The 26,073-nt window shown below is 69.7% G+C and carries 2 protein-coding genes (1 of these 2 running past the window's edge); both read left to right on the top strand.

Annotated elements, in window-relative coordinates:
• A protein-coding gene (locus tag C3F42_RS02940; protein ID WP_104443935.1) for a non-ribosomal peptide synthetase crosses the window boundary here: on the top strand, positions 1-11,542 show its 3' end. The gene continues 13,904 nt to the left of window position 1, outside the view; 11,542 of the gene's 25,446 nt are visible here — the last part of the coding sequence; its start codon lies beyond the left edge, outside the window; the stop codon is at positions 11,540-11,542.
• A complete protein-coding gene (locus tag C3F42_RS02935) occupies positions 11,539-26,073 on the top strand; it encodes a non-ribosomal peptide synthetase (RefSeq protein ID WP_104443934.1) in 14,535 nt (4,844 codons plus the stop codon). The genes C3F42_RS02940 and C3F42_RS02935 overlap by 4 nt, the downstream gene beginning before the upstream one ends.

Below are 26,073 nucleotides of genomic sequence, written 5' to 3'. Positions count from 1 at the left end.
GCTGCCGCTGTTCAGCGCCTTGCTCAACTACCGCCAGAGCAGCCGGGCTGCGCCGCAGGCGCAAGCCTGGGAAGGTATCGAGGCGCTGGGCAGCGAGGGGCGCACCAACTATCCGCTGAGCCTTAACGTGGATGATTTCGGCGACGGCCTGCGCCTGGGCGTGCAGGTGTCTGCCCAAGTCGGCGCGCAAAGAGTCTGCGCGCAGATGCTGCAGGTGCTCGACGGTCTGCTGCTGGCGCTTGAACAGCACCCCGAGGAGCAACTGGAGCGCCTGCCCGTACTGAGCACTGATGAACGGCGTCAGGTGCTGGGCGATTTCAACGACACGATCCAGGCCTACGACCTTGACCAGACCCTGCACGGAATGATCGAGGCCCAGGTGTGGCGCACCCCTGATGCCGTGGCGGTAAAGGCAGAGGAGGGCGAGCTGAGCTATCGCCAGCTGGATGACCAGGCCAACCGCCTGGCCCATCACCTGATCGACCTGGGCGTGAAGCCCGACGACCGGGTGGCGATCTGCGTCGAGCGGGGCCTGGCGATGGTGGTCGGCCTGCTGGCCATCCTCAAGGCGGGCGGCGCCTATGTGCCGGTGGACCCGGAGTACCCGGCCGAGCGCATCCGCCACATGCTTGGCGACAGCGCCCCGCTGGCGGTGCTGGTGCACGCCGCCACACGCCATGTGCCGCAGGCCAGCGCGGTGCCGGTGATCGACCTCGACCTGCCGACTTGGCTGGAGCAACCGGCACAGGCGCCGCAGGTGGCAGGGTTGACCCCGCGCCACCTGGCCTACGTGATCTACACCTCCGGTTCCACCGGCCTGCCCAAGGGGGTGATGAACGAGCACGCCGCGGTGGTCAACCGCCTGCTGTGGATGCAGGACGCCTATCAGCTGGGCGTTGACGACGTGGTACTGCAGAAGACCCCGTTCAGTTTCGACGTGTCGGTGTGGGAGTTCCTCTGGCCGCTGCAGACCGGGGCACGGCTGGTGATGGCGCGCCCTGGCGGGCACCGCGACCCCGAGTACCTGCGCGAGGTGATCCGCGCCGAGCAGGTCAGCACCTTGCACTTCGTGCCGTCCATGCTCGATGTGTTTCTCGCCTATGGCGATGTCCTGCCGCACCGCCTCAAGCGCGTGCTGTGCAGCGGCGAAGCCTTGCCCGGCGCGCTGGTGCGGCGCTTCCAGGCACAGCTGCCGACGGTCGAGCTGCACAACCTGTACGGCCCGACCGAAGCGGCGGTGGACGTCAGCGCCTGGCACTGTGTGACGGCGCCGGACAACACGCCGATCGGCAAGCCGATCGCCAATACCACGCTGTACGTGCTCGATGCCCACGGCCAGCCCGTGCCGCGCGGCGTGGCCGGCGAGCTGTATATCGGCGGCGTGCAGGTGGCGCGTGGCTACCTCAACCGCGAGCAACTGACGACCGAACGCTTCCTTGACGATCCGTTCGCCAGCCAGGCCGGTGGTCGCCTGTACCGCACGGGCGACCTGGCCCGGCATCTGCCCGACGGCAACCTGGAGTACCTGGGGCGCAACGACGACCAGGTGAAGCTGCGCGGCCTGCGCATCGAACTGGGCGAGATCCAGGCCTGCCTGACCCGCGTCGAAGGGGTCAAGGAGGCGGTGGTACTGGCCCGCGAGCAGCGCCTGCTGGCCTACTACACCGGTGCCCGGCAGGCGCCGGAGGCTTTGCGCGCGGCACTGCTCGGCCAATTGCCGGAGTTCATGGTGCCAGCCTCGTTCACCTACCTCGAGGCGCTGCCGCTGAGCCCCAACGGCAAGCTGGACCGCAAGGCGCTGCCGCAGCCAGAGGCGACGCAGCAGGTCTACGAGGCGCCGCAAGGCGAGGTCGAGACGCTGTTGGCGCAACTCTGGCGTGAGTTGCTGGGTGTCGAACAGGTCGGTCGCCACGACAACTTCTTCGAGCTCGGCGGCCATTCGCTGCTGGCCGTGACCCTGACCGCGCGCATGCGCCAGGCGGGCCTCGCGGCGGATGTGCGGGTGCTGTTCGGCCAGCCGACCCTGGCGGCGCTGGCGGCGGCGGTGGGCGGCGAAGTGATGGTGGAGGTGCCGGCCAATCGCATCCCGGCCGACTGCCAGCGCATCACCGTCGATATGCTGCCACTGGCGAAACTGGACCAGGCGGCGCTCGACCAGGTCGTGCGGCAGATCCCCGGCGGCGCGGCGAATGTCCAGGACCTCTATGCCTTGGCGCCGTTGCAGCAGGGCATTCTCTACCACCACCTGGCCAGCGCCGAGATCGACCCCTATGTGCTGCAACTGGGCTTCGCCTTCGCCGGCCAAGCCGAGCTGGACGCCTTCGTCGCCGCGCTGAACCAGATCATCGCCCGTCACGACATCCTGCGCACCAGCGTGCACTGGCAGGGGCTCGATGAGGCCGTGCAGGTGGTCTGGCGCGAAGCGCGCCTGGACATCCGGCCGGCGCTGGACAGCGTGCGCCTGGACCTGGGGCGCGCCCCCCTGATGCACCTGAGCAGCAGTGTGGAGCATGGCCGCCTGCAGGCGACCCTGCTGCTGCACCATATCCTCCTCGACCATGCCGCCATGGAGCTGCTGGTGGCGGAGGTCGGCGATGTGCTGCTGGGCCGCGAGCCTCAGGGCGACAGCGTGCCGTACCGCAACTATGTGGCCCATGCGCGATTGCGCGACGACAGTCAGGCGCAGGAGGCGATGTTCCGCCAGCTGCTGGGCGATATCGATGCGCCGACCGAGGTGTTCGGTCTGCGTGACGCGCTGGGCGATGGCAGTCATGTGCTCGACCATCGCCAGTACCTGGACGACAGCCTGGCGCAACGCTTGCGCGGTCAGGCGCGGGCGCTGGGGATCAGTGTCGCCAGCCTGGTGCACCAGGCCTGGGGGCAGGTGCTGGCGCAGTTGTCCGGCCGTGAGGAGGTGGTGTTCGGCACCGTGCTGCTCGGCCGCCTGCAGGGCGGCGAGGGTGCCGAACGGGCGCTGGGCATGTTCATCAACACCTTGCCGTTGCGGGTCAGCGTGGGCGACATGGACGTGGTCGAGGGCGTGCGCCTGACCCATCAGCGCCTGGCGCGCCTGCTGGCCCATGAACAGGCCTCCCTGGCCCTGGCCCAGCGCTGCAGCGGCGTGCCGGCCTCACAGGCACTGTTCACCAGCCTGCTGAACTACCGCCACAGCGCGGCTGGCGGCACGGAGCAGGCCCAGGCCTGGCAGGGGATCGAACTGCTGGCCGCCCATGAGCGCAGCAACTACCCGCTGGTGGTCAGCGTCGACGACCTGGGGGATGGCTTCGCCCTGACAGTGCAAGCGGTGGCGGCCGTGGACGGCGGCTTGGTCTGCCAGCTGTTGCAGGAGGCCGTGGCCCGCTTGGTCGAAGCATTGGCGCATACGCCGGCAACGCCACTGAGCCGGCTGCATGGCTTGCCGGCAGCCGAGCGCGAGCGAATGTTGCGCCAATTCAACGCCACCGGGCGCGACTACCCGCGTGATCTGCCCGTGCATGTGTTGTTCGAGGCGCAGGCCAAGGCCAGCCCGGATGCGCTGGCGGTGGCCCATGGCACAAGGCGCTGGAGTTACCAGGCCCTCGACCGGCAGGCCAATCGGCTGGCCGGGTATCTGCTGGAACTGGGCGTGCGCGCCGGTGATCGAGTGGCCTTGTTGCTGCCACGCACCTTCGACCTGTTGGCGGCCCAACTGGCGGTGAGCAAGTGCGCGGCAGTGTACGTGCCGCTGGACGGCAATGCCCCGGCCGAGCGCCAGGCGTTCATGGTCGGTGACAGCGGGGCGGCGTTGCTGCTGACCCATAGCGACCAGCCCGAAGTGGCGGGCCCGCGCCGGGTCGAACTCGACCGGCTCGACCTGAGCACCTATGCGGCTGCGCCGCTGGGCCTGGCGGTGGACGCCGGCGGCGCGGCGTACATCATGTACACCTCCGGCTCCACCGGCACGCCGAAGGGCGTGCAGGTGCCGCACCGGGCCATCGTGCGCCTGGTGATCAACAACGGTTTTGCCGACTTCAACCACCAGGACCGCGTGGCCTTCGCCTCCAACCCGGCGTTCGACGCCAGCACCCTGGAAGTCTGGGCGCCGCTGCTCAACGGTGGCGCGGTCGTGGTGATCGACCAGGACCAGGTGCTGTCGCGCCAGGGCCTGCGCGAAGTGCTGCTGGATCAGGGCGTCACCGTGCTATGGCTGACCGCCGGCCTGTTCCACCAGTTCGCTGACGACCTGCTGCCGGCGTTGCGTGGCCTGCGTTACCTGATGGTCGGCGGCGATGTGCTGGACCCGGCGGTGATTGCCCGGGTACTGCGTGACGGCGCGCCGCAACACCTGCTCAATGGCTACGGCCCGACCGAGGCCACCACCTTCAGCACCACCCACGAAATCACCGCGGTGGGCGAGGGCAGCATCCCGATCGGCAAACCGATCGGCAACAGCCGCTGTTACGTGCTCGACGTCCGCCAGCAACTGCTGCCGGTAGGGGCGGTAGGCGAGTTGTACATCGCCGGCGACGGCGTGGCCCTGGGTTACCTGGGCCAGCCGGAGCTGACGGCCGAGCGCTTCCTGCCGGATCCGTTCAATGGCGGCACCATGTACCGCAGCGGTGACCTGGTCAGTTGGCAGGCCGACGGCACCCTGCGTTACCTGGGCCGTGCCGACCAGCAGATCAAGCTGCGCGGTTTCCGCATCGAACTGGGCGAAATCGAGGCGCGCCTGGGCGAATGCCCGGGCGTGCGCGACGCGGCGGTGATCGTGCGTGAGGACGCGCCGGGCGACAAACGCCTGGTGGCGTACTTCACCGGTGACGTGGCGGCCATCGGCGAACTGCACGAGCGCCTGCAAGGCGTACTGCCGGACTACATGCTGCCATCGGCTTATGTGCGACTTGAAGCCTTGCCATTGACCGCCAACGGCAAGCTCGACCGCCGTGCGTTGCCGCAGCCGGGCAGCGAGGCCGTGGTCAGCCGCGCCTTCGAGGCGCCGCAGGGCGAGGTGGAGACGGCACTGGCCGCGATCTGGGCCGAAGTGCTCAAGGTCGAGCAGGTCGGTCGCCACGACCACTTCTTCGAGCTGGGCGGCCACTCGCTGCTGGCGGTGAGCCTGGTCGAGCGCATGCGCCAGGCCGGCCTGGCTGCCGACGTGCGCGTGCTGTTCGCCCAGCCGACCCTGGCCGCGCTGGCGGCGGCGGTGGGTTCTGGACGAGAGGTAGCCGTACCCGAGAACCGTGTCCCCCACGATGCGACCCGGATCACGCCAGAGATGCTCAGCCTGATTGATCTCGACCAGGCCAGCATCGACCGCATCGTCGCCAGCGTGCCGGGCGGCGCCGCCAATGTGCAGGAGATCTACCCGCTGGCGCCGTTGCAGGAAGGCATCCTCTATCACCACCTGAGTGCGGAGCAGGGTGATCCCTATCTGCTGCAGACCCGCCTGGCCTTCGACAGCCTGGAACGGCTGCAAGCCTGTGCCGGTGCCTTGCAGCAGGTCATCGACCGCCACGATATCCTGCGCACTTCGGTGGTCTGGGAAGGTTTGGCGGAGCCGGTGCAGGTGGTCTGGCGCCAAGCCCGCCTGGACGTGCACGAAGTTACTGGGCTGGGCGAGGAGGCGGTGATCGAGCGCCTGCACGATCATTTCGACGCACGCTCGCAGCGCCTGGACCTGACCCAGGCGCCACTGCTGCGCCTGACCTACGCCATGGACCCGGCCGGGCAGCGCGTGGTCGCGGTGCTGCACTTCCATCACCTGGCCCTGGACCACACGGCGATGGAGGTCATTGTCCATGAAATGCAGGCGTTGTTGTCTGGGAGCCAGCACCTGCTGAGCGCAGCCGTGCCGTACCGCACCTACGTGGCCCAGGTGCGCCTGGGCGCCGCCGAGGCGGGGCACGAGGCGTTCTTCCGCGACATGCTCGGCGATGTCGACGAGCCGACCCTGCCCATGGGCCTGGCCGATGTGCAGGGCGATGGGCGTGATATCGAGGAAGCCCGCCTGCCGCTGGACCTGGCCTTGTCGCGCCGGGTGCGCGAACAGGCGCGGGCGCAGGGTGTCAGCGCCGCGAGCCTGATGCACCTGGCCTGGGCCCGCGTGGTCGGAGTGCTGGCGGGACGTCACGACGTGGTGTTCGGCACCGTGCTGATGGGCCGCCTGCAGGGCGGCGAGGGCGCCGACCGTGCGTTGGGCGTGTTCATCAATACCTTGCCGTTGCGCATCGACACGGCCAAGGGGGCCAGTGACGCAGTACGGCTTACCCACCAGCGGCTGTCGGCGCTGCTTGGCCACGAACATGCATCGCTGGCGCTGGCTCAGCGTTGCAGTGGGGTGGCGGCCTCGTCGCCACTGTTCAGCGCCTTGCTCAACTACCGTCACAGCCCGGTTGATGTCGCCGCAGCAGCTGGCGACAGCTTCCAGGGCATGCACCAGTTAGGCGGCGAGGAACGCAGCAACTACCCACTTACCCTGAGCGTGGACGACCACGGCGAAGGCTTCACCCTGAGCGTGCTGGCCCTGTTGGGGATCGGCGCCGAGCGGGTCGCGGGCTGGATGAGCTCGGCTGTGGCCGGGCTGATCCAGGCGTTGGAGCAAGGTGGCGCGGTGCAGGTCAACACATTGCCCATCCTCGATCACACAGCGCTGGGCCAAGTGCTCGAAGGCTTCAATGCCACGGCTGCGAGCTACCCGCAGGGGCACACCGTGCACGCGCTGGTCGAGGCCCAGGCACCCGAGGCGCTGGCCGTGGTGCAGGGCGAGGTGAGCCTGAGCCATGGCGAGCTGAACCAGCGCGCCAATCGCCTGGCCCATTACCTGATCAAGCGTGGCGTGGCGCTGGGCGACCGTGTCGCGCTGTGCCTGCCGCGCGGTCCGCAGCGGCTGGTGGCGATGCTGGCCGTGCTCAAGGCCGGCGCGGCCTATGTGCCGGTCGATCCGGGCTATCCGGCGGAGCGCATTGCCTATCTGCTCAGTGACAGTGCGCCGACGCTGGTGCTGGTCGAATCGGGCACTGAGTCGCTGGTGGGCGAGGTGGCCAAGGTTGCGCTGGATGGCGATGACTGGGCTCATGAAGCCGACAGCAACCCCGTCGTCGCCGGTCTGGATGCGGATCAGCTGGCCTATGTGATCTACACCTCCGGCTCCACCGGCCAGCCCAAGGGGGTGATGGTCGAGCACCGTACCCTGGCCAACCTGGTCCACAGGCATTGCCAGGCCTTCGACCTGGGCGCCGGCAGCCACACCTCCAGCGTCGCCGGCTTCGGCTTCGACGCCATGGCCTGGGAGGCCTGGCCGGCGCTGTGCGCCGGGGCGGTGCTGCACCTGCCGCCGGTGCAGATTGGCGGCGAGCATGTCGATGAATTGCTCGACTGGTGGCTGGAACAGCCGCTGCAAGTGAGCTTCCTGCCGACCCCGGTGGCCGAGCAGGCGCTGCGCCGCGAACGCCAGCACCCGACCCTGCGCACCTTGCTGGTGGGCGGCGACCGCCTGCGCCAGTTCGACCGCGATCCGGGCTTCGTGCTGGTCAACAACTACGGCCCGACCGAGACCACGGTGGTCGCAACGTCCGGTCAACTTCAGCCGGGCGGCGCGCTGCATATCGGCAAGCCGACCGCCAACACCCGTGTCTATGTGCTGGATGCGCAGCTCCAACCGGTGCCGGTCGGCGTGACCGGCGAGCTGTACATCGGTGGCGCGCAGGTGGCACGCGGTTACTTCAACCGCCCCGACCTTACCGCCGAGCGTTTCCTTGACGACCCGTTCGCTGCTGGCCGGATGTATCGCACCGGCGACCTAGTGCGCTGGAACGCCGACGGCACCCTGGACTACCAGGGGCGCAACGACGACCAGGTGAAGATCCGCGGTGTGCGGGTCGAGCTGGGCGAGATCGAGGCCGCGCTCAAGGCCCAGCCGGGCATCGCCGATGCCGTGGTGCTGGTGCGTGACGAGCGCCTGCTGGCGTGGTTGACCGAAGCGGCAGCGGTCGATATCGAGCGCCTGCGCGAGGGCTTGCAGGCCAGCCTGCCGGCGCATCTGCTGCCGCAAGCCTTGGTCCGCCTGGACGCACTGCCACTGACTAGCCACGGCAAGCTGGATCGCAAGGCGCTGCCGGATCCCGACCCCTCGGCCCTGGTTCGCCAAGTCTATGTCGCGCCGAGCGGTGCTTCCGAGGTGGCAATAGCCGCGATCTGGGCCGAGGTGCTGGGTATCGAGCAGGTTGGTCGCCACGACAACTTCTTCGAACTCGGCGGCCACTCGTTGCTGGCGGTGAGCCTGACCGCGCGCCTGCGACAGGCCGGACTGCAGGCCGACGTACGCACCTTGTTCGGCCAGCCGACGGTGGCGGCGCTGGCGGCGACCCTGGGCCAGGGCCGTCAGGTCGAGGTCCCGGCCAACCGGATCCCGGCCGGCTGCACCCGGATCACCCCGGACATGCTGCCGCTGGTGGAGCTGGAGCCGGCCGCCATCGAACGTATCGTCGCCACGGTGCCGGGGGGCGCGGCCAACGTGCAGGACATCTACCCGCTGGCGCCGTTGCAGGAAGGCATCCTTTATCACCACCTCAGCTCGCCGGAGCACGACCCCTACGTGCTGGCCTCGCGCATGGCGTTCGCCAGCCACGAACGCCTGCACGCCTTTGTCGATGCCCTGGGCAAGGTGATCGCCCGCCACGACGTGCTGCGCACCTCGGTGCTGTGGGACGGCCTGCCGCAGGCGGTGCAGGTGGTCTGGCGCCAGGCCGCTCTGGCGGTGTTCGAGGTGGCGGATGAAGCCGCGGTGCCGCACGCCCTGGCCCTGGAACAGGCCCCGTTGGTGCGTCTGTACCACTGGCCGGACCCGCAAGGTTCAGGGTTGCTGGCCGCGTTGCAGTTCCACCATATCGTCCTCGACCATACCGCCCTGGATGTACTGGGCCGCGAGCTGGTCGGTTACCTGCAGGGTGCAGCGGTGCCCGCCGGGCAGGGCGCGCCATACCGCAACTACGTGGCCCAGGCGCGCCTGGGCGTCAGCCAGGCCGAGCACGAGGCGTTCTTCCGCGAGCAACTGGGCGATATCGACGAGCCGACCTTGCCTTACGGCCTGGGGGACGTGCAGGTCGATGGCCAGGGTATCGAGGAGGCCCAGCTGTGGCTGGACGCGGCCCTGTGCGCAGACCTGCGGCAACAGGCCCGGCAGTTGGGCGTCAGCGTCGCCAGCCTGTTCCACCTGGCCTACGGCCGTCTGCTGGCAGCGACCAGCGGCCGCGACAGCGTGGTGTTCGGCACCGTGCTGCTGGGCCGGCTGGAAGCTGGCGAGGGCGCCGAACAGGCCTTGGGCATGTTCATCAACACCCTGCCGTTGCGCCTGGACCTGCAGGCCGCGACCCTGCAGGAGGCGGTGCATCAGACCCAGCAGCGCCTCAGTGCCTTGCTCGCCCACGAGCATGCTTCGCTGGCCCTGGCCCAGCGCTGCAGCGGCGTGCCGGCACCGGCGCCGCTGTTCAGCGCGATGCTCAACTACCGTCACGGCAGCCAGGCGGACGAGGCCCAGCGCCTGGCGCTGCAGGGTATCGAGACCCTGCAGAGCAACGAGCGCAGCAACTATCCGCTGAGCCTGAGCGTGGACGACATCGGCGCCAGCTTCCGTCTGGTAGCCCTGGCCCCGGCGGCGGTCGGCGCCGCGCGGGTCTGTGAGCAGCTGCGGCAGGTGCTGCAGGCCATGGTCGAAGCGCTGGCACGCGAGCCACGCCAGGCGTTGCTGCAACTGCCGGTGCTGTCGCTCGATGAGCGCCGTCAGCTGCTGCACGACTGCAACCGCACGGCGCGGCCTCACGACCTGACCCAGACCCTCCAGGCGCTGTTCGAGGCCCAGGCCCTGCGTACGCCCGAGGCCGTGGCCATCTGCGCGGAGCAGGGTGAGCTGAGTTATGCCCAGCTCAATGCCGAGGCCAACCGCCTGGCCCATCACCTGATCGCGCTGGGCGTGCAGCCCGACGACCGGGTGGCGATCTGCGTCGAGCGCGGCCTGCCGCTGCTGGTCGGCCTGCTGGCGATCCTCAAGGCCGGTGGCGCCTACGTGCCGCTCGACCCGGACTATCCGGCCGAGCGCCTCGGCCACATGCTCGCCGACAGCCAGCCGCGGGCGTTGCTGGTGCAACAGGCCACCCGCGCCCTGGTGGGTTCGTCGGCGACATTGGTCGACCTCGATCAGCCGACTTGGGGCGAGCTGCCGGACAGCAATCCGCAGGTGCCTGGCCTGACCTCGGAGCACCTGGCCTATGTGATCTACACCTCAGGTTCTACTGGCCTGCCCAAGGGCGTGATGGTCGAGCACCGCAACGTGGTCAACCTGGTGCACTGGAGCGCCGGGCTGTTCCCGAACGAAGGTGCGGTGCTGCACAAGACCCCGGTGAGCTTCGACGCCTCGGTGTGGGAGCTGTTCTGGCCGCTGTGCAGCGGGTTGCGCCTGGTGCTGGCGCGCCCGGATGGCCAGCGCGACCCGCAGTACCTGGTGGAACTGATCGAACGGCAGCAGGTGAACGTGGTGCAGTTCGTGCCGGCCTTGCTGCAGCAGTTCCTCGACGAGAACGCCAGTGCCGCCTGCGCCAGCCTCACCGACATCGTCTGCGGTGGTGGCGAGCTCACCGAAGCGCTGGCCCGCCAGGTACGCGAGCGCTTGCCACAGGTGCGCCTGCACAACGTCTATGGCCCCACCGAGACCACGGTGGATTGCAGCGTCTGGACCTTGGAACCACAAGATCCGCTGCCGTCCGGCGCGCTGCCGATCGGCCGGCCGATCGACAACACCCGCCTGTACGTCCTCGACGCCCACGACCAGCCCGTGCCGTTCGGCGTTGCCGGTCAGTTGCACATCGGCGGAGCCGGAGTGACGCGGGGCTACCTGGGCTTGCCGGAGCAACAGGCCGAGCGTTTCATCGCCAGCCCGTTCGTTGACGGTGAGCGTCTGTACCGCAGTGGCGACCTGGTACGCCAGCGCCACGACGGCGTACTGGAGTTCCTCGGCCGCACCGACCACCAGATCAAGCTGCGCGGCCTGCGTATCGAGCCGGGCGAGATCGAAGCCTGCCTCACCCGTGTGGCCGGGGTGCGCGAAGCCGTGGTGCTGGTGCACGACGCCCAGCCGGCCGGCCCGCGCCTGGTGGCTTATGTCACCGGCGACGTGCCGCTGGCCGAGGCATTGCGCGAAGCGTTGCTCGGGCAACTGCCGGAATACATGGTGCCCGCACTGTTCATTCCGCTGCCGGCCCTGCCGCTGACCGCCAACGGCAAGCTCGACCGCAAGGCCCTGCCGGCAGCGGACCTGCCGACCCGCGACTACGAGGCGCCGGCCGGCGACACCGAACAGCTGCTGGCGCGGATCTGGAGCGAGCTGCTGGGCGTGGAGCGGGTAGGGCGCCATGACAACTTCTTCGAACTGGGCGGCCATTCGCTGCTGGCGGTGACCCTCACCTCGCGCCTGCGCGAAGCGGGCCTGGAGGCCGACGTGCGCAGCCTGTTCGAACACCCGACGCTGGCAGGCTATGCCGCCATCACAGACAGAATGGAGATCGTCCTGTGAGCATCAACGAACTACTGGCGACACTGACCGCCAACAATGTCCAGCTGGCCCTCAAGGATGGCCAGCTGGTGGTCCAGGGCAATCGCCAGGCCTTGACCGACGCAGCCCTGGTGGCACGCTTGCGCGAGCACAAGCCGGCGCTGGTCGCCCTGCTGGAGCGCGGCGAATACGTGGCGGCGCGCCAGGGTAGCGTCGAAGTGCCGGAAAACCGCATCCCCGCCGATTGCGAGCGCATCACCTGCGCCATGCTCAGCCTGGCCGAACTCGACCAGGACAGCCTCGACCAGGTGGTCGCGGCCATCCCCGGCGGGGCGGCCAACGTGCAGGACATCTACCCGCTGGTGCCGCTGCAACAGGGCATGCTGTTCCACCACGCCAGTGCCGGCGAGCATGATCCCTATGTGATGCAGGCGCGCTTCGTGTTTTCCGACAGCAGCCGGGTCGAGGCCTTCGCCCAGGCGCTGCAAGGAGTGATCGAACGCCACGACATCTTGCGCACCTCGGTGCACTGGAAGACCCTGGAAACGCCGCTGCAGGTGGTCTGGCGCCAGGCCCGGCTGCGTGTCGTGCAACTGGCTCCCGGCGCGTTGCCCGACACCGGCTTCGACCTGACCCAGGCCCCGCTGATCCGCCTGCAGTGCCAGGCGCCGGAGCCCGGCGGGCAGGTCCACGCCACCCTGCAGTTCCACCACGTGGCCATGGACCACAGCGCCCTGGAAGTGGTGCGCCACGAGATGCTCGCCTTCCTGCTCGGCGAGAGTGCCCATCTGGGCCGGCCGGTGCCGTTTCGCAACCACGTGGCCCAGGCCCTGCTGGGCGTGAGCGAGGCCGAGCACGAGGCGTTCTTCCGCGACATGCTCGGTGCTGTCGACGGGCCGACCCTGGCCTATGGCCTGGGCGATGTGCAGGGTGACGGCGCGGCGCTGAACGAGCACGCCCTGGATCTCGACCTGGCGTTGTGCCGCGACCTGCGCAGCCAGGCGCGCAGCCAGGGGGTGAGCGTCGCCAGCCTGTTCCACCTGGCCTGGGCGCGGGTGCTGGGTGGCCTGACCGGGCGCGAGCAGGTGGTGTTCGGCACCGTGCTGATGGGGCGCCTGCAAGGCGCCGAGGCCACCGACCGGGCGCTGGGCATCTTCATCAATACCTTGCCGCTGCGGGTCGACCTGGATGCCGCAAACCTGGCCACGGCGATCAAGGCCACCCACCAGCGTCTGAGCACGCTGATGCGCCACGAGCATGCGCCCTTGGCCCTGGCCCAGCGCTGCAGCGGCGTGGCGGCGCCGACCCCGCTGTTCAACGCCTTGCTCAACTACCGCCACAGCGCGCCCTCAGGCTCCGAGGCGGTGCGCCGGGCAGGCTGGGCAGGTATCGAGATCGTGCATGCCGCCGAGGCCACCAACTACCCGCTGACCTTGAGTGTCGACGACTTCGGCGAAGCCTTCCGCCTGACCTTGCTGGCCAGCCCCGAGGTGCCGGCGCAACGCGTCTGCGCCTATCTGCAGCAGACCCTGCGCAGCCTGCTTGCAGCCTTGAACCAGGCACCCGGGGTTGCAGTCCGCGCGTTGCCGATGCTGCCGGACGAAGAGCGCGAGCACATACTGCAAACCTTCAACCAGACCCCTGGCGCCACGGATGCTCATGGGCCGTTGCACCAGCGTATCGAAGCCGTGGCCCAGGCCCATCCGCAGGCCCTGGCCGCCACCTGCGACGACCAGTCGCTGAGCTACCAGCAGTTGAATCAGCTCGCCAACGCCCTGGCCCATCAACTGATCGGCCTGGGCGTGCGCCCCGACGACCGGGTGGCGGTGTTCGCCCGGCGCGGCCTGGACACCTTGGTCGGCCTGCTCGCGGTGCTCAAGGCCGGCGCCGCCTACGTGCCGGTGGACCCGGCACACCCCGACGAGCGCGTGCGCTACCTGCTGGATGACAGCGCGCCAGTGGCCGTGCTGACCCAGCAGGCGCTGCGCGGTCGCCTGGGCACGCGCGCGACGCCGGTGCTGGCACTCGACCAGCCGGACTGGCCAGCGCGCCACGACGATCCCCAGGTGAGCGGCCTGGGCCCGGCGCACCTGGCCTATGTGATCTATACCTCAGGCTCCACCGGCCAGCCCAAAGGGGTGATGGTCGAACACCGCAACCTGAACAACCTGGTGGACTGGCACTGCCGCGCGTTCGACCTGTGCCAGGGGCGCCACACCTCGAGCCTGGCCGGCTTCGGTTTTGACGCCATGGCCTGGGAAGTCTGGCCGGCGCTGTGCGCGGGGGCGACCCTGCACCTGGCCCCGTCCAGCGAAGGCCATGAAGACCTCGACGCGCTGCTGGCCTGGTGGCGTACCCAGCCGCTGGATGTCAGTTTCCTGCCCACGCCGGTGGCCGAGTATGCCTTCAGCCACCAGCTCGAACACCCGACCCTGCGCACCTTGCTGATCGGCGGCGATCGCCTGCGCCAGTTCAACCGCACCCAGACCTTCGCCGTGGTCAACAACTACGGCCCCACCGAGACCACCGTGGTGGCCAGCTCTGGCGTGGTGGAGGCGGGCGGCACCCTGCACATCGGCGGCGCAGTGGACAACGCCCGCTTGTACGTGCTCGATGCGTACCTGCAGCCCGTGCCCCTGGGGGTGCCCGGCGAGCTCTACATCGGCGGCGCCGGGGTCGCCCGTGGCTACCTGGACCGCGCGCAACTGACCCGCGAACGCTTCCTCGACGACCCGTTCAGCGCGACACCCGGTGCACGCATGTACCGTACCGGCGACCTGGTGCGGTGGCTGGCCGACGGCACCCTCGATTACCTGGGCCGCAACGACGACCAGGTGAAGATTCGCGGCGTGCGCATCGAGCTGGGCGAGATCGAAAGCCGCCTGAACGGCCTGCCGGGCATCGGTGAGGCGGTGGTGGTGGCCCGCGAGGACCAGCCCGGCCAACCGCGGCTGGTGGCCTACTTCACCGCCCAGGCGGGCCTGGAGCCGGCCCAGCCTGAGCAGCTGCGCGCGCAGTTGCTGGCCCATCTGCCGGAGTACATGGTGCCGGTGGCATATGTGTCGCTGGACACACTGCCCCTGACCGCCAACGGCAAGCTCGACCGCCGTGCGCTGCCAGCGCCGGAACGCTCGGCCCTGTTCGAGCGTACCTACGTGGCCCCCGAGGGTGAGCTGGAAGAGGCCCTGGCGCAGGTGTGGGGCGAGCTGCTGCACGTGGAGCGGGTTGGTCGGCATGACCACTTCTTCTCGCTGGGCGGGCATTCGCTGCTGGCCATGCGTATGGTTTCCCAGGTGCGCTTGCGCCTCGGCGTGGAACTGGCCCTGGCCGACCTGTTCGCCAACCCCGAGCTGGCGGCGGTGGCCCAGGTGCTGGCCGGCGCCGGGCGCAGCGAGCTGCCAGCGCTGGTCGCGGTGTCCCGTGAGCAACCCTTGCCGCTGTCGTTTGCCCAGCAGCGCCTGTGGTTCCTCGCTCAGCTGGAAGGCGGCAGCCAGGCCTACAATGTGCCGCTGGCGCTGGGCCTGCGCGGAGCACTGGATGCCGATGCGCTGGAGGCCGCCTTGCTGCGCATCGTCGCGCGCCATGAGAGCCTGCGCAGTCGCTTCGTACCCTGCGGCGACAGTGCCGAGGTGATCATCGCCGCGACCCCGCAATCCGGCTGGCTGCAGCGCCGGACGCTGGCGCCGCAGGCATTGGCCGGGCACCTGCGCGACGAGGCCGCCGCGCCCTTCGACCTGACAACGGGGCCATTGCTGCGGGCCAGCCTGCTGCGCCTGGGTGAGGCGCACCATGTGCTGCTGCTCACCGTGCACCATATCGTCGCCGATGGCTGGTCCCTCGGCGTGCTGACCCGCGAACTGAGCGCGCTGTATCCGGCGCTGCGCGAGGGCAAGGACGACCCGTTGCCGGCGCTGGCCATCCAGTACGCCGACTACGCCGTGTGGCAGCGGCGCTGGCTGGCCGGTGAGCAACTGCAACGCCAGGCCGACTATTGGCGCCAGGCCTTGGACGGCGCGCCGACCTTGCTGAGCCTGCCCAGCGACCGTCCACGACCGACGCGCCAGGATTTCAGCGGCGCCAGCCTGGCGCTGCAGCTGGATGCGCGCCTGGGGGCCGGCCTGCGGGCCCTGGCGCAGCGGCACCAGGTGACCCTGTACATGGTCCTGCTCGGCGCCTGGGCCGCTACCCTGGCGCGGCTTTGCGGGCAGGCCGAGGTGGTGGTGGGCTGCCCGGTGGCCGGGCGCGGGCGCGCCGAACTGGAGCCGTTGGTCGGCCTGTTCGTCAATACCCTGGCCCTGCGTATCGATACCGCCGGCGCGCCAAGCACCGAGCGCCTGCTGGCGCAGGTCAAGGCGCGCCTGCTCGACGCCCAGGCGCACCAGGACCTGCCTTTCGAACAGGTGGTGGAGATCGTCCGGCCGGCGCGCAGCCTCGGCCATACCCCGTTGTTCCAGACCACCCTCAACTGGCTGGCCACCGAGGGCGCCGCGCCGACCCTGGCGGGGCTGCGGCTGGAAGGCGTGGAACAGGTCGGCCAGGTAGCCAAGTTCGACCTGTCGCTGAGCATGGGCGAGCAGGGCGAGGCACTGGTCGGGAGCCTCGAGTACGCCACAGCGCTGTTCGATGAAAGCACCGTGCGCCGCTTCGCCGGGTATTTCGACAGTATGCTGCGCGCCATGCTGGCCAATGACCAGGCGCCGCTGGCCGAGGTCGAACTGGTGGGCGAGGCCGAGCGCAAGCGCCTGCTGGATACCTTCAATCGCAGTGCCCTGGCGTTCCCGAACGGGCAGACCGTGCATGGCCTGGTCGAGGCCCAGGCGGCCCGTACACCGCAGGCACTGGCCGCCAGCCAAGGCGAAATGTCCCTGTCCTATGGCGAGTTGAACCAGCGCGCCAACGCCCTGGCCCAGTACCTGCTCGGGCAGGGTGTCGGCCCCGACGAGCGGGTGGGGGTGGTGGCCCGCCGGGGCCTCGACACCCTGGTGGCGTTGCTGGCGGTGCTCAAGGCCGGCGGCGCCTATGTGCCGGTGGACCCGGCGCACCCGGACGAGCGGCTGCGCTATCTGCTCGAGGACAGCGCTCCGGTGGTGGTGCTGGCACAGCAGGCATTGTTGCCGCGTCTTGCAGGACTGGGCGTGGCGGCGCAGGCACTGGACAGGCCGCACTGGCCGGAGCGTGCGGAAAACCCCGAGGTCCCCGGCCTGCAGGCCGGCCACCTGGCCTACGTGATCTACACCTCTGGCTCCACCGGCCAGCCCAAGGGCGTGATGGTCGAGCACCGTACCCTGGCCAACCTGGTGCACTGGCACTGCAAGGCCTTCGAACTCGGCGCCGGGGATCATACCGCCAGTGTCGCCGGCTTCGGTTTCGACGCCATGGCCTGGGAAGTATGGCCGGCCCTGTGCGCCGGGGCGGTGCTGCACCTGCCACCGGCGCAGTTGGGCAACGAGCAGCTCGACGGTCTGCTGGCCTGGTGGCTGGAGCAACCCCTGAAGGTGGCGTTCCTGCCGACCCCGGTCGCCGAGTACGCCTTCGCCCAGGGGCTGCGCCACCCGACCCTGCGCACCTTGCTGATCGGTGGCGACCGTCTGCGCCAGTTCAACAGCGATCCCGGCTTTGTCGTGGTCAACAACTACGGCCCTACCGAGGCGACCGTGGTCGCCACCTCGGGCCTGGTGCTGCCGGGCGGCGTGCTGGACATCGGCCGGCCGATCGCCAATACCCGCGTGTACCTGCTGGATGATGCGCGGCAGCTGGTGCCGTGCGGTGTGGCCGGCGAACTCTACGTGGGTGGCGCCGGCGTGGCGCGGGGCTACCTGAACCGCGCAGAGCTGAGCGCCGAGCGCTTCCTCGACGATCCGTTCAGCGAGGTGCCCGGCGCACGCATGTACCGCACCGGCGACCTGGCGCGCTGGAATGCCGACGGTACCCTGGACTACCTGGGCCGCAACGACGACCAGGTGAAGGTGCGCGGCCTGCGCATCGAACTGGGCGAAATCGAGGCGCAGTTGCTCGCCCTGGAGAGTGTCGCCGAAGCGCTGGTGCTGGCCCGCGAGGACCAGCCCGGGCAGCCGCGGCTGGTGGCCTACTACATTGCCGGCGCCGAGGCGCAGCCGGTGGGTACCCTACGCGCCGCGCTGCAACAGCGCCTGCCCGCCTACATGGTGCCGGCAGCCTGGGTACGGCTGGATGCCTGGCCGTTGACCGCCAATGGCAAGGTCGACCGCAAGGCCCTGCCGTTACCCGAGCGCGAGGCGCACAGCCAGGCCTACGAGGCCCCGGCTGGGGCCTTGGAGGTTGCCTTGGCCGAGCTGTGGTGCGAGTTGCTGCAGTTGGAACGGATAGGCCGTCAGGACCGCTTCTTCGAATTGGGCGGCCATTCGCTGCTGGCCATGCGCATGGTTGGCCAGGTGCGCACGCGGCTGGGCCTGGAGTTGTCGCTGGGCGAGCTGTTCGCCGACGACCGCCTGCTGGCGGTGGCGGCGACCGTGGCCGAGGATCGCCATGACGTACTGCCGGCCATCGAGCCGGCGCCGCGCGGCCAGTCCCTGCCACTGTCGTTCGCCCAGCAACGGCTGTGGTTCCTGGCACAGATGGACGATGCCAGCGCCGCCTACCATATCCCCCTGGGCCTGGCCTTGCGCGGCCCGCTGGACCGTGCCGCCCTGGAGCGGGCGCTGGAGCGCATCGTCGAACGCCACGAGAGCCTGCGCAGCCACTTCACCCAAGCAGGCGCCGAGGCACGGGTGCGGGTGGCGCCCGGACGGGGCGGCTTCGCCCTGGCCTGGCATGACCTGCGCAGCGCGGCGCAGCAGTTGCCCGAGCTGATGCAGGCCGAGGCGTTGCTGCCATTCGACCTGGCGCACCAGCTGCCGGTGCGCGGCCGCCTGCTGTGCCTGGCGGCGGAGCACCATGTGCTGCTGCTGACCTTGCACCACATCGTTGCCGACGGCTGGTCGATGGGGGTGTTCACCCAGGAGCTGGCGGCGTTGTACCAGGCCTTCAGCGAAGGCCGCGACGACCCGTTGCCGGCACTGGCGATCCAGTACGGCGACTACGCCCTGTGGCAGCGTCGCTGGCTGAGCGGTGACGCCTTGCAGCGCCAGGGCGACTACTGGAACCAAGCCCTGGCCGGCGCGCCGGTGCTGCTGACCCTGCCCACCGACCGGCCACGACCGGCCCGTCAGGACTACCTGGGCGACCGCGTCGAAGTGCGCCTGGACCGGCGCCTGAGCGAAGATCTACGAGCGCTGTGCCTGCGTCATGGAGTCACTCCGTTCATGCTTTTCGCCGGCGCCTGGGCGGTGCTGCTGGCGCGCCTGTCCGGCCAGGCCGAGGTGGTGATCGGCACCCCCGTGGCCAACCGCCGGCAAGCCGAGGTCGAGGGGCTGATCGGCTTGTTCGTCAACTCCCTGGCGCTGCGCATCGATACCGCCGGCAGCCCCGATGTCGGCGCGCTGCTGGCCCGGGTCAAGGCCTGCGTGAGCCAGGCCCAGGACCATCAGGACCTGCCGTTCGAACAGGTAGTGGAACGCTTGCACCCGCCGCGCAGCCTGGCCCACACACCGCTGTACCAGGTATCGCTGGCGTGGAACGGCGTGCCGGGCGAGGCCCTGCGCCTGGGTGAGCTGCAACTGGAGGCGCTGGGCGGCGCGCAGACCTTCGCTAAGTTCGACCTGACCCTGAGCCTGGGCGAGACCGCCGATGGCTACGGCGGCGCCCTGGAGTTCGCCACCGCGCTGTTCGACCGGGCGACCATCGAGCGGCACCTGGGTTACCTGGAGCAACTGCTGTGGGCGATGGCGGGCAGCGACCAGGCCGTGCCGGCGAAAGTCGAGTTGCTCGGCGCCGCCGAACGTCGCCAGGAACTGGTGGCCTGCAACGCCAGCGAGCGGATCGGCGGCCTGCAGCAACCACTGCATGCGCTGTTCGAGGCGCAGGTGGCGCGTACGCCGCAGGCCGTCGCGGTGCAGGCCGAGGACGGGCAACTGACCTATGCCGAACTGAATGCGGCGGCCAACCGCTTGGCCCACCGCCTGATCGAACAGGGCGTGATCGCCGACAGCCGCGTCGCCGTGTGCCTGGCGCGAGGGCCAGGGTTGCTGGTCGGGCTGCTGGCGGTGCTCAAGGCCGGTGGCGCCTACGTGCCGCTGGATCCGGGCTACCCGGATGAGCGCCTGGCGTACATGCTCGAAGACAGCGCGCCGCTGGCGTTACTGGTGGATGCCGCCAGCAACCGGCGCTTCAGCGACAGCCCGGTGGCGCGGCTGGACCTCGACCAGCCGGACTGGACCGAGCAGTCGCCGGACAATCCACAGGTGCCGGGCCTTGGCGCCCGCCACCTGGCCTACGTGATCTACACCTCCGGCTCGACCGGCACGCCGAAAGGGGTGATGGTCGAGCACCGCAGCCTGTGCAACCTGGTGCACTGGAGCTCGCGACTGATCGCCCCGAGCGCCGCAGGCGCGCTGCTGCACAAGACCCCGGTGAGCTTCGATGCGTCGGTTTGGGAGCTGTTCTGGCCGTTGTGTGCCGGCCTGCGCCTGGTGCTGGCGCGCCCGGATGGCCAGCGCGACCCGGACTACCTGGCGGCGTTGATCCAGCGCCAGCGGGTCAGCGTGGTGCAGTTCGTGCCCGCGCTGCTGCAGCAGTTCCTCGCCCTGGAGGCCAGCGCGGCCTGCGACAGCCTCACCGATGTGGTCTGTGGCGGTGGCGAGCTGACTTCGGCGTTGCTGCGCCAACTGCGTGAGCGCCTGCCGCTGGTGCGGCTGCACAACGTCTACGGTCCCACCGAGGCCACCGTCGACTGCAGCGTCTGGACCCTCGAGCCCCGGCAACCCGTGCCCGAAGGGGCGCCACCGATCGGTCGGCCGATCGCCAACACCCGGCTGTATGTGCTCGACAGCCATGGCCTGCCGGTACCGCGGGGCGTGGTGGGCGAGCTGTACATCGGCGGCGTCGGCGTGGCGCGTGGCTACCTGGGCCTGCCGGCGCTGGAGGACGAACGTTTCGGTGCCAGCCCGTTCGTGGTCGATGAGCGCCTGTATCGCAGCGGCGACCTGGTGCGTCGTCGCGCCGATGGCGAGCTGGAGTTCCTTGGCCGCAACGATTTCCAGGTGAAACTGCATGGTCTGCGTATCGAGCTGGGCGAGATCGAGGCCTGCCTGGCCAGCCATCCGCACGTGCGCGAAGTGGCGGTGCTGCTGCGCGACGAGCGCCTGGTCGCCTGGTTCACGGCCGACGATGGCGCGCCGGGCGTGGCGGCATTGCGCAAGCATGCCCAGGCACGGTTGCCGGACTATATGGTGCCGTCGGCCTACGTGGCACTGCCGGCCATGCCGTTGACGGCCAATGGCAAGCTCGACCGCCAGCGGTTGCCCGACCCCGGTGCCGACGCGGTGCTCAGCCGTGCCTACGAGGCGCCGCAAGGCGAGGCCGAGCGCCATCTGGCGGCGCTATGGGCCGAGTTGCTCAACGTGCCGAGGGTAGGGCGCCAGGATCATTTCTTCGAGCTCGGTGGCCACTCGCTGCTGGCCGTGACCCTGATCGCCCGCTTGCGCGCCGAGGGCCTGGACGCGGACATCCGCGTGCTGTTCGCCGAACCGACCCTGGCCGCCGTGGCCGCGACCCTGGGCCAGCATGGCGCAAGCCGGGTGCCGGCCAACCGCATCGGCGCCGATTGCCGGCGCATCACGCCGGACTTGCTGCCGTTGGTGGCGCTGGAGCAGTCGCACATCGAGCGGATCGTCGACCAGGTGCCTGGCGGTGCCGCCAATCTACAGGACATCTACCCGCTGGGACCGTTGCAGGCGGGGATCCTCTATCACCACTTGGCCAGCGAGGGTGACGACCCCTACCTGCTGCAGGCGCGTTTCGCGGTGGCCGACCAGGCTCGGTTGGAGGCATTGCGCCAGGCGCTGGACCAGGTGATCGCCCGGCACGACATCCTGCGCTCTTCGTTGTACTGGGAAGGTCTGGCGCAGCCGGTGCAGGTGGTATGGCGCCAGGCGGCGTTGCCCGTGCAGGAACTGGCCGCGGATGAGCCGATCAGCTTGCGCCTGGACCTGACCCGCGCGCCGCTGCTGCGCCTGGTACACCGCGAGGACCCGTGCAGCGGGCGGATCACCGCCACCTTGCTGTTCCACCACCTGGTCATGGACCACGTGGCCCAGGACGTGTTGCGCGCCGAATTGCAGGGCTGCCTGCTCGGCGAGCAGCTGCGCTTGCCGCCGCCGGTGCCGTACCGCAACTACATCGCCCAGGTGCTGCAGGGTGCCGGCGAGGCCGAGCATGAGGCGTACTTCCGCGAGCAGTTGGGCGATATCGACGAGCCAACCCTGGCCTACGGTCCGCATCCACTGGCCCACGCCGACGCCGTGGCCGAAGCCCAGCACTGGCTCGACGACGGGCTGGCGCGGCGGGCCCGCGAACAGGCGCGGCTGCTGGGTGTCGGCGCGGCCAGCCTGATGCACCTGGCCTGGGGCTTGGTGCTGGGGCAGTTGTCGGGGCGCGACAGCGTGGTGTTCGGCACCGTGCTGCTCGGTCGCCTGCAGGGCGGTGAAGGCATGGAGCGGGCCTTGGGTGTGTTCATCAACACCTTGCCGTTGCGCCTGGACGTGGGCCGCCTGCCGGTGCGCGAGGCGCTGCTGGACACCCATCGCCGGCTGACCGGGCTGTTGGTGCATGAGCATGCGCAACTGGCCCTGGCCCAGCGCTGCAGTGCGTTGCCGCCCGGCGCGGCGCTGTTCAGCGCCTTGCTCAACTACCGCCACAGTGCCGCCGCGCTGGCCCATGACACTGCCAGTGGGCGTGCCTGGCAGGGCATCGAGCTGCTGCATGCGCAGGAACGCAGCAACTACCCGCTGGCCCTGAGCATCGACGACCTCGGGGAGCGCTTCAGTCTGACCGCGCAGTGCGCGGCGGGCCTGGACGCCCGGCGGCTGTGCGGTTACCTCGAGCAGGCTCTCGCACACCTGATCGAGGCCCTGGCGCATGATCCCGAGCAAGGCCTGGAGCGGCTGGACATCTTGCCGGCCGAGGAGCGCCGCCGATTGCTCGGCTACAACGCCACGCAGCGCGACTACCCCAGGTCGGTGCCCGTGCACCGCCTGTTCGAGCAACAGGTGGCGCGCCATCCGTTGGCGCTGGCGGCGCTGCATGATGAGCGCCAGCTGAGTTACGCCGAGCTCAATGAGCAGGCCAACCGCCTGGCGCACTGGCTGATCGGCGAGGGGGTGGCGGCCGGCGCTCATGTGGCGATCCTGCTGCCACGCTCGCTGCCTTTGCTGGTCGCGCAGTTGGCCGTGCTCAAGTGTTCGGCGATCTACGTGCCGCTGGACATCAACGCCCCGGCCGAGCGCCAGGCGTTCATGGTCCAGGACTGCCAGGCGGTGATGCTGCTGACCCTCGGCAGCCTGGCGGCGGATTGCGAGACGCGGCGCATCGACCTGGACTGCCTGGCGCTGGACGAGCAGCCCGCGCACAACCCGGGCCTGGCCCTGGAGGCCGACGCGGTGGCCTACGTGATGTACACCTCCGGTTCCACCGGCACGCCGAAAGGCGTGAGGGTGACTCATCGCGGCATCGCCCGGCTGGTGCTGAACAACGGCTATGCCGACTTCAACGCCACGGACCGTTTCGCCTTCGTCGCCAACCCGGCGTTCGACGCCGCGACCATGGATGTCTGGGGCGGCCTGCTCAACGGCGGCCAGGTGCTGGTGATCGACCACCAGACCCTGGTCGAGCCGGCGCAGTTCGCCGCCGCCCTGCGCCAGGGCGGCGCCAGCGTGATGTTCGTCACCACGGCGCTGTTCAACCAGTATGTGCAGCTGATCCCCGAAGCCCTGGCCGGGCTGCGCATCCTGCTGTGCGGCGGCGAGCGCGGCGAGCCCGCCAGCTTCCGCGCCTTGTTGGCCCGGGCGCCGCAGTTGCGCCTGGTGCACTGCTACGGGCCTACCGAGACCACCACCTTCGCCACCGCCAGCACTGTGCGGGCGGTAGTCGACGGCACCGAGCATGTGCCGATCGGCGGCCCGATCGGCAACACCACGGCCTATGTCCTCGATTGCCACGGGCGCTTGCTGCCCGAGGGCGTCACCGGCGAGCTGTACATCGGTGGCGACGGCGTCGCCCTCGGCTACCTGAATCGTCCGCAGTTGACAGCCGAACGCTTTCTCGACGATCCGTTCGGCACCGGGCCCGGCGCCAGGCTGTACCGCACCGGTGACCTGGCCCGTTGGCGCGAGGATGGCCAGCTGGAGTGCCTGGGGCGCAGTGACGACCAGGTGAAGATCCGTGGTTTCCGCATCGAGCTGGGCGAGATCGAGCAGCAGCTGGCCCAGTGCCCGGGCGTGGATGAAGTCGTGGTCATGGCCTTGCGCCTGGAACAGGGCCCGCTGCGTTTGGTGGCCTGGTACACCCGCACCGACGCGGCACTCGACGGTGTGGCGCTGCGCGGCTTCCTGCGCGAACGGCTGCCGGAGTACATGCTGCCGGCGGCATTCGTTGTGCTCGAGGCGTTGCCGTTGACCAACAATGGCAAGGTCGACCGGCGGGCGCTGCCGCTGCCGGGCGCGCAAGACCTGGCCGTGGCGGTGTTCGAGGCGGCGGTTACGCCGGTGGAGCTGGCGTTGGCCGCGCTGTGGGCGCAGGTGCTCGAGGTCGAGCGGGTTGGGCGGCATGACAACTTCTTCGAACTGGGCGGGCATTCGCTGTCGGCGATCCGCCTGGTGGGCGAGATGCGCCAGGCCGGCCTGCACACGACCCTCGCCCAGCTGTTCCAGCACCCGACCATCGCCGCCCTGGCGCCGCTGCTCGACGAGGTGGCGGCCGAGGACGAGGCGCAAGGCCTGGTCACGGTGCGTGCCGCCGGCAGCCAGCCTGCACTGTTCCTGATCCATGAGTTCAGTGGCCTGGACCTGTATTTCCCGGTCCTGGGGCGGCATATCGAAGGTGATTTCCCTGTCTATGGGCTGGCCGGCGTCGCCGTTGGGCAGGCGCAACTGAACACCATGGAGTGCCTGGCGGCGCGCCTGGTGCGGCAGATTCGCGCCGTGCAGCCACACGGGCCGTATCGCCTGGCCGGCTGGTCGTTCGGTGGTGTGCTGGCCTACGAGGTGGCGGCGCAATTGCTGGGCGCGGACGAGCCGGTGGCCTTCGTCGGCCTGATCGACACCTACGTGCCGCGCCTGAGCGACCAGGGCAAGGCGCGCTGGCAAGGGCCGCACCTGGTGCAAGCGCAGTTGCTGCTGCATTGCCGCGTGCACTGGCAGGCGCAGGGCGAGGCGGGGGCTATGCAACTGGCCGAGATCGAGGCGTTGCAGCCGGGCGCATTGCCCTTCGAGGCACTGCTTGCCCTCTGCCGTGAGCGACAGTTGCTGGTGCCGGGCCTGGCCCAGGCCAGCGATGGACAGTTGCGCCACTTCTTCGAACGTCACCTGGCCCATGGCCATGCCCTGGCTCACTATCGCCTGGCGCCGTTGCCGGTGCCGCTGCACCTGTTCGTCGCCGAACAGCGCAGCGCCGGTATCGTCACCGACAGCCCGAGCCTGGGCTGGGCCGAGGCCTTGCCTGGGCAGGAGCTGAAGTGCCAGAGCGTGCCGGGCGATCACCAGAGCATGGTGCAGGACCCGCAAGCCGCCGTGCTCGGCCAGGCCATCGCCCAGGCGATGCAGGCCGCGTCGGCGCTCGCGCCGGCGGCGCACCAGCCGCTACTGGCAATCCAGAGCGGCGTGCCGGGCCATGTGCCGGTGTTCTGCGTGCCGGGCGCCGGCGACAGCGTGACCAGCTTCGTCGGCCTGGCCGAGGCGCTGGGGCCGGACTGGCCGGTGCATGGCCTGCAGGCGCGCGGCCTGGCTGCGGGTGAAGTGCCCCATTGCTCGGTCGAGGTGGCTGCGGCGTGCCATGTCCAGGCCATCGAGGCGCTGTACCCCGAAGGGCCGTTGAACCTGGTCGGGCACTCGTTCGGAGGCTGGGTGGCCCATGCCATGGCGATACGCCTGCAGGCCAAGGGGCGCGAGGTGCGCTCCCTGACCCTGATCGACAGCGAGGCGCCGGGCGCGGGGGGCAGTTGCGGCAAGCCGTACACCTATACCCAGGCCCTGCAGCGGCTTATCGAGTCGTTGCAACTGTCCACCGGCAAGACGTTGGGCATCGAGCCTGTAGCCTTCGCCGAAGCCGACGATCAGGAGCAGCTGCGCCAGTTGCACGCGGCGATGGTACGGGTCGGCCTGATGCCGTCGCGCTCTTCGCCGCAGGCACTTGAAGGCGTGGTGCGCACCTTCGCCACGGCGCTGCGCACGGTGTATCGCCCCGAGGGTGGCTTCAATGGCTTGGCGCGGCTGGTGCTGGTGGCCGATCCGAGCTTGGACGCCGCCGGCAACCAATGCGAGCAGCAGGCGATGGAAGACGGTTGGCGTGAATGGCTGCCGCAGTTGGAGGTGTGGCAGGGGCCGGGCAACCACTTCAGCATCCTCAAGGTGCCGGATGTGTTCAGCCTGGCGGCGTGGTGGCATGACGGGCAGGCCCTGTATCACAGCAGGGTGAAGCAGTAA

The organism is Pseudomonas sp. PONIH3 (assembly GCF_002934345.1).
GTDB lineage: Bacteria > Pseudomonadota > Gammaproteobacteria > Pseudomonadales > Pseudomonadaceae > Aquipseudomonas > Aquipseudomonas soli.
The sequence above is the reverse complement of the archived record's forward strand: the minus strand, read 5'-3'. Positions and strand labels throughout refer to the sequence as shown.